Source organism: Stutzerimonas kunmingensis (assembly GCF_900114065.1).
GTDB lineage: Bacteria > Pseudomonadota > Gammaproteobacteria > Pseudomonadales > Pseudomonadaceae > Stutzerimonas > Stutzerimonas kunmingensis.
On the sequence record NZ_FORS01000024.1, the window covers coordinates 1 to 9,714 of the forward strand.

The window sequence follows — 9,714 nt, forward strand, 5'->3', positions numbered from 1 at the left end:
GAACCTCAGTTCTCCGAGCTGGATTTCTTCAGCTGTGGCACGAAGAAGATGGGTCTCTGCGGGGGAGCTATCAGAATATCACTGGATTTGATGCTAGTGCCCTTGCGACGCCTGGTCTTGCCATCCTTACCGACCGCCAGCAAATCACCGGTCGCAACAGCGATATCGAGCGCCTGCTTTACGCGAAACTCGTCAGCCATGGTGTAGTTGGTCAATCCGCTCATCAGGCCCAAAAAAAGTTGCCGTTCTACCTCGTAGACCTGTTTGGGCAAGAGCTCTGAAAGTTCTCCTCGGACGCGGTCATCGGTGGCATCGTCGAAGTGATGCTCATCCAACAGCAAATCGTGTTGGCCTGTCACGGCGATATCCGATTGGCGTCGTAGCCGAAAAAGCTGGAAGGCGACAGCATATGGGAAAAGTTGTTGCCGTATTTCCAGTGGATCTTCTTCATCACATCGTTGGCGCGGTAGTTGTTCGCCAGATGGATAAACCAATAGGCCATCGGGTTGCTGCCAGCAGGGCGGATGAAGAACACGGTCATGTACTGGGCACCGCTTTCCTGTTTGATCCCTTCAGACAGATGGCGTTGGATCAGGTACTGCCAATTGCGAGGCTGATGTGCCTTCAGCTCTTTCAGCATGCCATGCGCTTTTGTTGGTGCAATCTATAAGCGTGCGTCGGTTGCCGGGCATTAGTAAATGAAAGGCTACCGAGACAGTAAAGATTTGAAGTGGGCAGTCTTCAAGCTAATCAGGCGATCTACAATAAAGCCAACGTCTAACCGAGTCACATTGAAGTCAATTTAGTCGATTAAACGTCTTTATATATAGCGCGCCTCGGTTGCATGCGGCTTTTGATTGGGAATGCAATGGCGGGACATTAGCGCGTGCACGCTTACCGTGGTGCATTGAAACTCAAAATATCCAGTTGCTCGGTCAGCCAGCGATGCGCCTGATATGTACTCTGAAATTTACGAGCTAGGATGCGTACACCTTTATCTACGCTACAGTCACGGAGCGTGAGGCCATGACCTTCTTCGTCGATTTCGTAGGTCTTTGCTTTCATATCGCCGAGCTGCATCGCCAGCAGCCTAACGTCATCGAGTGAATGAGTGGGGGCTATGCTGTGCTTGCGCACGTAGGAGCGTACCTTCTCAGAAAGCTCATTGAAGTCATCTGCATTAATGCGGTGGACTATATCATCTGAATCTGGGATTTTCTCCGGATAGTCATCATCAAGTGATACGCAGTGTTCCACACCGTGAATGCTTGCTACTAGGTATTGACCGCCGACTTCGTCGCGCTCGCAGTTAAGAATTAGGATAGACATGATTTTTCCTCAGGTTGTTGTTCTGTTCATAATTCTAAGTTGCTCTGCTTAAAAAAGGCAATAGGCTAACTGTATTTTTATGCAGTCTCTGGTTAACGCCCCGGAGGCCGTTCGGCTGGCTATCTAGTAGAGTGTTCGACCCAAAACTCATAATTTAAAAGTGGCACAAGCAGTATGTCGTGGGCAGTGGTGTCTCGGTAAGCGATCGCGCCAGTCCGTCGCCGACCCAGGCTGTGAGCGCAATTTAAAATTACTCTACTTGGTTCTCGCATTTTAAAATGTGAATCGGCTGAAAGAGTGGAAGCACCTGCTGATACCCGACGCTATCCAGTCGGTCTATGTGCTGCTCCCGGCGGGTTGTCTTGATGGGTCAGGTAACATGGTGCGTTCTTGGCCAACGAACCAAAGTCCGGAATGCGATATAGAAAGGATAGAATTTTTGCACCTTTGCAATGTTTGGCTTTTGGGGTTATATGAAAAATAATGCTCTGGTTGTTGTTTTTTTTGTTTTCGTATTTGCAATAATTGATTGTGTGGCATGTGTCACGCAAATAATAATTAGAAGAATAATATGAATGCAGAGACTCAAAGCGCCTATATTAGTTTGGCCAGTAATTTTTATGCGACTCGGATGCAGGGCGTTGAGCTTGATGAGCTCAATATTATTGGTGCTTTACTACGGGCGGCCCCTGATTACCGCCCGGATTATTATCGGCGCCTACGTAACGCTTTGGCGTTTGATCAAAAGCATCGAGGAAATTTCTGGGCTGCCCAAGAAATCAATCGTACGCTCAATCCGGTCACTGTGTTAAATCTGCCGCGAAAGAAAAAGCAGCGACGTCCGCAGAAGCTTTCTACCGCTGATTTCGAAGCGTGGCTACGGTGTCTGGCTGAACGAGATATGCCTGTCGAAGCGGGAGCTTTAATGGTGATATCTCTTACCGGAGCGCGACCATGCGAGCTTAACGGAATTTCTATCGATGGCCGGCGCATCCATATATCCGGTGCAAAGCTTAGCCACAACGGTTTACGCGGCGCTAGCCGAACGCTTGAGGCTGATGGAGACGTCTGCAATATCTTGAGAAACGCTCTCGCTGCTTTTAAATGTCAGCCGCGCAGTATGGATTCAATACGCGTTGCGCTTCACCAAGTCGCTACTGAGCTATTCGGTAGGAGGAAGGTGCCGAGTATGTACACACTTCGTCACCAGTTCGGCTCAAATCTGAAAGCCTCAGGCATGTCCGCAATAGAAATGGCATACGTCATGGGGCACCAGGCTACCGATTCGATTAGCCGCTATGGCGATAAAAGATTTGGACGTGCAGAAGCGGTTAAGGTTAAGCCTGCAAGCGATGCTGACTTTTCAAAGGTGAGAGATACAGTGCCTGCTCGAATGCGTGCGGACGCCGTGGCTCTTAATGATCAGCGAGACTTGGATCGTAGGACTGTAGTGGTCTACTAAACCCGGACACCCATTTGAGGCGAGAATACTCGCCATAGAGAGGTGCCTGATGACCAAGCAACGTCGTTCCTTTTCGCCCGAGTTCAAGCGCGAGGCCGCCAGCCTGGTGCTCGACCAAGGCTACAGCCACATCGAAGCAGCCCGTTCACTTGGGCTGGTTGAGTCGGCTCTTCGCCGATGGGTAAATCAGCTCCAGGAGGAGCGAAATGGGGTCACTCCGGCCAGCAAAGCGCTGACGCCCGAGCAGCAGAAAATCCAGGAGTTAGAAGCCCGGATCAACCGCTTGGAACGGGAAAAATCGATCCTAAAAAAGGCTACCGCGCTCTTGATGGCCGAGGAACACGAGCGTTTGCGTTGATTGATCAACTTCGTGCTGAAGAGCCTGTTGATCTGTTGTGCTCGGTATTTGATGTCACCCGATCTTGCTACTACGCCTACTGCCGTAAACGCCGGTCTCCGGACGTTGAGCGGCTGGTTTTGCGCAGCCGAGTGAACGAGCTATTCACCCAAAGCCGCAGTGCGGCGGGCAGCCGAAGCATCGTGTTCATGATGCGAGAGGGCGGTATAGAGATTGGACGATTCAAAGTGCGCAAGCTGATGAGCGAGATGAAACTGATCAGTAAGCAACCTGGCTCACACGCCTACAAAAAGGCGACGGTGGAGCGGCCGGATATCCCGAACGTGCTGGATCGGGCGTTCACCGTGCCTGCGCCGAACGAAGTTTGGTGTGGCGACATCACGTATGTCTGGGCACAGGGGCGCTGGCACTATCTCGCTGCCGTGATCGATCTTTTCGCCCGTCGCGTAGTGGGCTGGGCGTTTTCGTCGAAACCTGATGCCGACTTGGTGATCAAGGCGTTGGACATGGCCTATGAGCAGCGTGGCCGGCCTCAGGGCGTGCTTTTTCACTCAGACCAAGGTAGCCAATATGGCAGCCGGAGCTTCTGTCAACGATTGTGGCGCTATCGCTTCAAGCAGAGCATGAGCCGGCGTGGAAACTGCCACGACAATGCTCCGATGGAGCGGTTGTTCCGCAGTTTGAAAACAGAATGGGTACCGACAGTGGGCTACATGAGCGCTTCGCTGGCACAGCGGGATATTGGTCGCTTCTTAATGCAGCGCTATAACTGGCAACGACCACATCAGTTCAACGCCGGGCTGCCGCCCGCTGTGGCTGAAGAAAAACTTAACGCAGTGTCCGGGATTAGTTGACCACTACAGACTGAGGTCGCTGACGGCTGAGGTGATGTGGTCATTTCAGCGGACAATCATGAATTCCTTAGGCTATAGAGCGTTTGTATCTAGCTCTGGTTTTGATAGCGGTTTCCACCTTTACGTCGTCAACGCTCAGGTATCTGTTCGTTTTGTCGAACCATTGCATCGCCCTTTGTGATTGGCGTATAAACACACAAACACCTATTAGCGGAGAACGCTATGAATACCATTCGCTGGAATGTCGCCGTCTCGGCCGACACCGACCAGTCGCTTCGGATGTTTCTGGCCAGCCAGGGCGGCGGCCGTAAGGGCGACCTGTCGCGCTTCATCGAAGAAGCGGTACGGGCACACATCCTGGAGCTGAGCGCTGAGCAGGCCAAGGCCGCTAACGCCCATCTGAGTGAGGCAGAATTGACCAACGCGGTTGACGAAGCGCTCGACTGGGCACGTAAGCGCTGATGCGGGTCGTGTTGGATACCAACATCCTGTTCAGCGCCCTGATCTCGCCACATGGCGCGCCCGATGCGATCTACCGTGCCTGGCGGGCGGCGCGTTTCGAGGTGGTGACCTCGCGGATGCAACTCGATGAAATTCGTCGAGCCAGCCGCTATCCCAAGCTTCAGGCCATCCTACAGCCCGCCAAGGTGGGCGCCATGATCAATAACCTGCAACGGGCTGTGGTACTGGAGCGCCTGACCATCGAGGTCGAAGCCGATGATCCGGATGACTCGTTTTTGCTGGCCATGGCCTTGGCGGGCGATGCGGACTACCTGGTAACCGGTGATCGCCGCGCCGGCCTGCTGCAACGCGGGCACATCGAACGCACGCGGATCGTCACGCCCGCCGTGTTCTGCGTCGAGGTGCTGTGATCAATGCCGGTCGGTTTTCTGACTCAAGAGCAACGCGACGGTTTTGGCCGCTATGTTGATTCGCCCAGCCGTGAAGAGCTGGAACGTTACTTCCACCTGAGCGATGAAGACCGTGAAGCCATCCAGGTGCTGCGGGGTAACCATAACCGTCTGGGTTATGCCGTTCTGCTGACCACCGTCCGCTTCGTTGGCGTTCTGCCGGACAAGCCCGCCGCCGTGCCGGTGGAAGTCCTGCAGGTGCTTTGCCGACAACTGGCGATTCCAGACCCCGACTGCCTCCAGCGCTATAGCGATCATCGCCGCTGGATACATGCCACCGATATTCAGAACCGCTTTGGCTATCGTCATTTCACCGATCCGGGCATCGGCTTTCGCTTGAGCCGCTGGCTGTATGCCCTCTGCTGGACGGGCACCGACCGGCCGGGAGTGCTGTTTGAGCGAGCCACCTCGTGGCTGTTCACACAGAAAGTCCTCCTGCCTGGTGTGTCTCAACTAGAGCGCTTTATCGCCCAGTTGCGCAGTCGGGTCGAAGAACGCCTCTGGTTTACGCTGGGCCGCAGCGTGACTGAGGAACAGCGATTGCAACTGCAAGACTTGCTGACGGTGGCCGAAGGCAACCGCAGCTCCCGGCTGGATCAATTGCGCTCCGGCCCGGTCATGGTCAGTGGCCCCGCGTTGATTCGGGCACTGCGCCGGCTCGATGACGTGCGCGGCATCGGCATCACCTTGCCGGCGGCGGCGCACATCCCTCCCAGCCGTATCGCCGCCCTGGCCCGCTTCGCCAACACGGCCAAGGTCACCGCGATTAATCGGCTGCCGGCGTCGCGGCGGATGGCGACACTGGTGGCCTTCGCACTCTGCCTGGAGGCGACTGCGCACGACGACGCACTGGAAGTCCTGGAGGCCTTGCTGCGCGACCTGTTCAGCAACGCGGAGAAGGCCGACAAGAAAGCCCGCATGCGCAGCCTGAAAGACCTGGATCGGTCGGCCGCGACGCTCGCCGCCGCGTGCAAGGTCGTGCTGGACAGCTCGATCAGCGATGACAACGTGCGCGCCCGGCTGTTCAACGACCTGCCGAGGACCACCCTGGAAAAGGCCCTGGAAGAGGTCAACGCGCTGATCCGCCCGGTAGATGACGTCTATTTTCTTGCATTGGAAGCGCGCTACCGCAGCGTGCGCCGCTTCCTGCCCGACCTGCTCAAGCACATCCGCTTCGGCTTCAGCCCGGCCGGCAAGGGCGTGGCGGCTAGTCTGGAGTGGCTGCAACTGAACCTGCCGCGCCGGAAGCCAGAGGATGACGCGCCGCAGGAGATCGTGGCCAAGGCTTGGCAGAAGCACATCACCCGCGAAGATGGCTCCCTCGACATGGGTGCCTATGTGTTCTGCACGCTCGATGCGCTGCGCACGGCCCTGCGCCGCCGCGATGTCTTCGTCTCGCCCAGTTGGCGCTATGCCGACCCGCGCCTTGGCCTGCTCGACGGTGCCGAATGGCTGGCGGCGCGACCGATCATCTGCCGGTCACTGGGCCTGACCATCGACGCCAAAACCACCCTGGACGCCTTGTCCGTCGAGCTGGATGCAACCTGGCTGGCAGTAGCCGCGCGCCTGCCCGACAACCCGGCGATTCAACTGAGCGAGAACACCGAGGGCAAGACCGAACTGTCGCTCGGGGCGCTGGACAAGCTGGACGAGCCCTGCTCGTTGCTGCAACTGCGGGCGGCCGTGTCTGACCTGATGCCGCGTGTCGATCTGCCGGAAATCCTCTTGGAAATCGCCGCCCGCACTGGCTTTTCCGAGGCCTTCACCCATGTCTCCGAACGCAATGCACGCGCCGACAACCTGGTCACCAGCCTCTGCGCGGTGCTGTTGGGCGGGGCCTGCAACACCGGCCTGGAGCCCTTGATCCGCACCGACAACCCGGCGCTGCGCCGTGACCGGCTGTCCTGGGTCAGCCAGAATTATATCCGCGACGACACCCTGTCAGCGGCTAACGCCATCCTGGTCGGAGCGCAAAGCCAACTGGAACTGGCCCAAGTCTGGGGTGGCGGCGAGGTCGCCTCCGCCGATGGCATGCGCTTCGTCGTACCGGTGCGCACCGTGCATGCCGGCCCCAATCCGAAGTATTTCGGCACCGGCCGGGGTGTCACCTGGTACAACCTGATTTCCGACCAATTCTCCGGCCTCAACGCCATCACCGTGCCCGGCACGCTGCGCGACAGCCTGGTGTTGCTGGCGGTCGTGCTGGAACAGCAGACCGAGTTGCAGCCGACGCAAATCATGACCGACACCGGGGCCTACAGCGATGTGGTGTTCGGGCTCTTCCGCCTACTTGGCTACCACTTCAGTCCGCGGCTGGCCGATGTCGGCGGTACCCGCTTCTGGCGCACGCGCCCGGACGCGGACTACGGCAAGCTCAACGGGCTGGCCCGCCAGTCGGTCAAACTCGACCTGATCGCCGAGCACTGGGACGACCTGCTGCGCCTGGCCGGCTCGCTCAAACTCGGCCGGGTGCCGGCGACTGGCATCATGCGCACGCTGCAAACGGGAGATAGACCCACCCGGCTGGCCCAGGCGCTGGCCGAATTCGGGCGGATCGAAAAGACTCTGCACACGTTGACCTATATCGACGACGAGTCCAAGCGCCGCGCCACCCTGACCCAGTTGAACCGAGGCGAAGGCCGGCACAGCCTGGCCCGCGCCGTGTTCCACGGCAAACGCGGCGAGCTCCGCCAGCGCTACCGCGAAGGCCAGGAAGACCAGCTCGGTGCTCTGGGCCTGGTGGTGAACATCATCGTGCTGTGGAACACCCTCTACATGACGGCGGCCGTGGAACGGCTCAAGCAGCACGGCTATCCAGTGCTGGAAGAGGATTTGGCCCGGCTATCGCCGCTGATCTACGAGCACATCAACATGCTCGGGCGGTATTCCTTTGCGGTACCGGAAGAAGTTGCGCGCGGCGAGCTGCGGCCACTGCGTAATCCAGACGACGACCTGTGATCCCCCTAAACGCTATGAGCAACACCCAAGCTGCTGCTGGATCGGCGGGCACTTCACCGAGCCGAACGAACAGAAAACGCAGCAATCCCCTGGGTTGGGGCGCAGCAGCGCCTTGCAGTTGCTGCACTCGTAATAGAACTGGCAGGCGTCCGTGGGCATGGTTTCCGGCTTGGCGAAGCCGCAGCGCGGGCAAGTCAGCACGGACTCAAGGACAATGGCGCTCATCGTGACCTCACTTCTGCACTGTGGAGGGGTATCCCGCGTTCGCGGTCGCCTCAGTCAGTGCCTCGGGCTGGGCCTTATCGGGATCGTAGGTGACGGTCGCCGTCTTCTGGTCGAAATTGACCTGGACGTCACTCACGCCGGACACCTTCTCCAGCGACTTCTTGACCGTGATCGGACAGAGTCCGCACGTCATGTTCTGCACGTCGAGCGTGACGGTTTTCGGGGGAGCCGCCAGCGCCACGAAGGGCAAGGCGAAAAGCACGGCGATCAGCAGTTTGCGCATGGTTAATCTCCTTCAGTAGAACAGCGGGGCGAGCCACGGCACGGCCAATAGGCCGAGCAGCAGCACGCTGACGATCCAGAACACGAGTCGCTGTCGCACGAGCGTGCGCGGATCGGCGCAGGGTGTACCTGGCGTACAAACCTGTGGCACCAGGTAGAGCTTGCGGAATGCCAATCCCAGGAACAGTAGAGTCAACCCGATGAAGAGGGGGCGTAGTGGCTCCATCATGGTCAGAGCGCCCACCCACGTACCGCCGACACCGAGTGCCAACAGCACCAGTGGCCCGACACAGCACACCGACGCACCGATGGCGGTCAGCGAACTCGCGACCAGCGAGCCTTTCCCGGTGAGTTGCATCCCCATTCCCATCTCCTGAGCCTGATTGCCTAGGTGCTATTCTAAACTCCGTACCAAAGTACGGAATCAAGGAGAAAGTGATGGCCACAGAGCTGACCATTGGCAAGCTGGCAGACGCCGCCGGGGTGAACGTCGAGACGATCCGCTACTACCAGCGACGCGGGCTGCTGGATGAACCAGCCAAACCCTTGGGTGGCCATCGGCGCTATCCGGTGGACATGGTGAAGCGACTGCGTTTCATCAAGCGGGCTCAGGCGCTGGGTTTCACGCTCTCGGAAGTCGGTGGACTGCTGACGCTGGATGAGTCGTGCGCCTGTGCCGAAACGCGAGCACGGGCTGCACGCAAGCTCGCGTTGATCGAGCAGAAGATGGCCGACTTGGTCGTCATGCAGCAACTGTTAGGCGAACTGGTGCAGCAATGTGATGCGGGAGACGGCGGAACGATCTGCCCGATCATCGAGGCACTGATCAGAGAGTAATGCCTGGCGGGTGAGCTGGAGATCGGAAAGCCCCTTTACGGTGGGATTCAGAGCTTACGTTGGTTTTTGGTTCCATTGCTCCCCAAACCCCAACTGCCGCTTGATCACCCGAAACGGGTGCTCAACCTTGGCCCGTACCTGAGCCTTGGCTTTCTCGATCTTGCGTCTGGCTTTGTACAGCGCGCTGCTCTTGCCCAGCTTTTTGTAAGTGCTGCGCCGTGCTGCCACCTGCCAAATCACTTCGCGGCCATCATGCTCGGCACGCTTCTCGACGCCGGTATAACCCGCATCGGCGCAGACCACGTTTTCCTCGCCATGCAGCAACTTGTCGACCTGGGTGACGTCCGCCACGTTAGCCGCCGTACCTACCACGCTATGTACCAGGCCCGATTCGTCATCGACGCCGATGTGGGCCTTCAGTCGGGTAAAGCAGGAGTGTTACCACTCCTGCCTCCCCTAAGAACCGTACTTGAGAGTCACCCCTCATACGGCTCAAGC

At 58.0% G+C, this 9,714-nt stretch carries 10 protein-coding genes and 2 pseudogenes; 6 read left to right on the forward strand and 6 right to left on the reverse strand.

Features of this window, described 5'->3' with window-relative positions; translation table 11 throughout:
* Positions 1 to 5 precede the first annotated feature (5 nt).
* Positions 6 to 637, reverse strand: a pseudogene (tcmP, locus tag BM275_RS21775) (three-Cys-motif partner protein TcmP); the annotation flags it as partial.
* A 257-nt stretch (positions 638 to 894) separates the two neighbouring features.
* Positions 895 to 1,329: a hypothetical protein gene (locus tag BM275_RS21780; RefSeq protein ID WP_090523554.1), complete on the reverse strand. Its 435-nt coding sequence runs from the start codon at positions 1,327 to 1,329 to the stop codon at positions 895 to 897.
* A gap of 571 nt (positions 1,330 to 1,900) precedes the next feature.
* On the opposite strand from BM275_RS21780, the gene BM275_RS21785 reads away from it, so the two are divergent.
* From BM275_RS21785 to BM275_RS21805, 5 genes are all read left to right on the forward strand, one after another.
* Complete coding sequence (locus BM275_RS21785; protein ID WP_090523557.1) at positions 1,901 to 2,791, forward strand: site-specific integrase; 891 nt, start codon at positions 1,901 to 1,903, stop codon at positions 2,789 to 2,791.
* Between the two features lie 49 nt (positions 2,792 to 2,840).
* A protein-coding gene (locus BM275_RS21790; protein WP_090523559.1) for an IS3 family transposase occupies positions 2,841 to 4,003 on the forward strand; the annotation gives its coding sequence in 2 pieces (ribosomal slippage) (positions 2,841 to 3,096 and positions 3,096 to 4,003; 1,164 coding nt in all).
* Between the two features lie 222 nt (positions 4,004 to 4,225).
* Entirely contained in the window at positions 4,226 to 4,465 is a 240-nt protein-coding gene (locus BM275_RS21795) for a ribbon-helix-helix domain-containing protein (protein WP_003089107.1), read from the forward strand.
* The gene (locus BM275_RS21800; protein WP_003150546.1) at positions 4,465 to 4,875 is read left to right on the forward strand and encodes a putative toxin-antitoxin system toxin component, PIN family; all 411 of its coding nucleotides are present in this window, start codon (positions 4,465 to 4,467) and stop codon (positions 4,873 to 4,875) included. Before BM275_RS21795 ends, BM275_RS21800 begins: the two co-directional genes overlap by 1 nt.
* A gap of 3 nt (positions 4,876 to 4,878) precedes the next feature.
* A complete protein-coding gene (locus BM275_RS21805; RefSeq protein WP_003299771.1) occupies positions 4,879 to 7,872 on the forward strand; it encodes a Tn3 family transposase in 2,994 nt (997 codons plus the stop codon).
* Between the two features lie 12 nt (positions 7,873 to 7,884).
* Here the strand turns inward: BM275_RS21805 and BM275_RS21810 are convergent, their stop codons facing one another.
* The 3 genes from BM275_RS21810 to BM275_RS21820 are packed head-to-tail and all read right to left on the reverse strand — an operon-like array spanning position 7,885 to position 8,743.
* Positions 7,885 to 8,097: a GDCCVxC domain-containing (seleno)protein gene (locus BM275_RS21810; RefSeq protein WP_003089113.1), complete on the reverse strand. Its 213-nt coding sequence runs from the start codon at positions 8,095 to 8,097 to the stop codon at positions 7,885 to 7,887.
* A gap of 7 nt (positions 8,098 to 8,104) precedes the next feature.
* A complete protein-coding gene (gene merP / locus BM275_RS21815; RefSeq protein ID WP_003150552.1) occupies positions 8,105 to 8,380 on the reverse strand; it encodes a mercury resistance system periplasmic binding protein MerP in 276 nt (91 codons plus the stop codon).
* A 12-nt stretch (positions 8,381 to 8,392) separates the two neighbouring features.
* The gene (locus BM275_RS21820; protein WP_003089115.1) at positions 8,393 to 8,743 is read right to left on the reverse strand and encodes a mercuric transporter MerT family protein; all 351 of its coding nucleotides are present in this window, start codon (positions 8,741 to 8,743) and stop codon (positions 8,393 to 8,395) included.
* Between the two features lie 74 nt (positions 8,744 to 8,817).
* Here BM275_RS21820 and merR point away from each other — a divergent pair, with 74 nt between their 5' ends.
* The gene (merR, locus tag BM275_RS21825; RefSeq protein ID WP_003089120.1) at positions 8,818 to 9,216 is read left to right on the forward strand and encodes an Hg(II)-responsive transcriptional regulator; all 399 of its coding nucleotides are present in this window, start codon (positions 8,818 to 8,820) and stop codon (positions 9,214 to 9,216) included.
* Positions 9,217 to 9,300: 84 nt separating this feature from the next.
* Here the strand turns inward: merR and BM275_RS21830 are convergent.
* Positions 9,301 to 9,636, reverse strand: a pseudogene (locus tag BM275_RS21830) (transposase); the annotation flags it as partial.
* Positions 9,637 to 9,714: the final 78 nt, after the last annotated feature.

Bases quoted from the DNA above. Each gene is read 5' to 3' on its own strand.
- merR (WP_003089120.1), top strand. From the start codon at position 8,818: ATGGCCACAGAGCTGACCATTGGCAAGCTGGCAGACGCCGCCGGGGTG.
- BM275_RS21795 (WP_003089107.1), top strand. From the start codon at position 4,226: ATGAATACCATTCGCTGGAATGTCGCCGTCTCGGCCGACACCGACCAG.
- BM275_RS21820 (WP_003089115.1), bottom strand. From the start codon at position 8,743: ATGGGGATGCAACTCACCGGGAAAGGCTCGCTGGTCGCGAGTTCGCTG.
- BM275_RS21780 (WP_090523554.1), bottom strand. From the start codon at position 1,329: ATGTCTATCCTAATTCTTAACTGCGAGCGCGACGAAGTCGGCGGTCAA.
- BM275_RS21785 (WP_090523557.1), top strand. From the start codon at position 1,901: ATGAATGCAGAGACTCAAAGCGCCTATATTAGTTTGGCCAGTAATTTT.
- merP (WP_003150552.1), bottom strand. From the start codon at position 8,380: ATGCGCAAACTGCTGATCGCCGTGCTTTTCGCCTTGCCCTTCGTGGCG.
- BM275_RS21805 (WP_003299771.1), top strand. From the start codon at position 4,879: ATGCCGGTCGGTTTTCTGACTCAAGAGCAACGCGACGGTTTTGGCCGC.
- BM275_RS21810 (WP_003089113.1), bottom strand. From the start codon at position 8,097: ATGAGCGCCATTGTCCTTGAGTCCGTGCTGACTTGCCCGCGCTGCGGC.
- BM275_RS21800 (WP_003150546.1), top strand. From the start codon at position 4,465: ATGCGGGTCGTGTTGGATACCAACATCCTGTTCAGCGCCCTGATCTCG.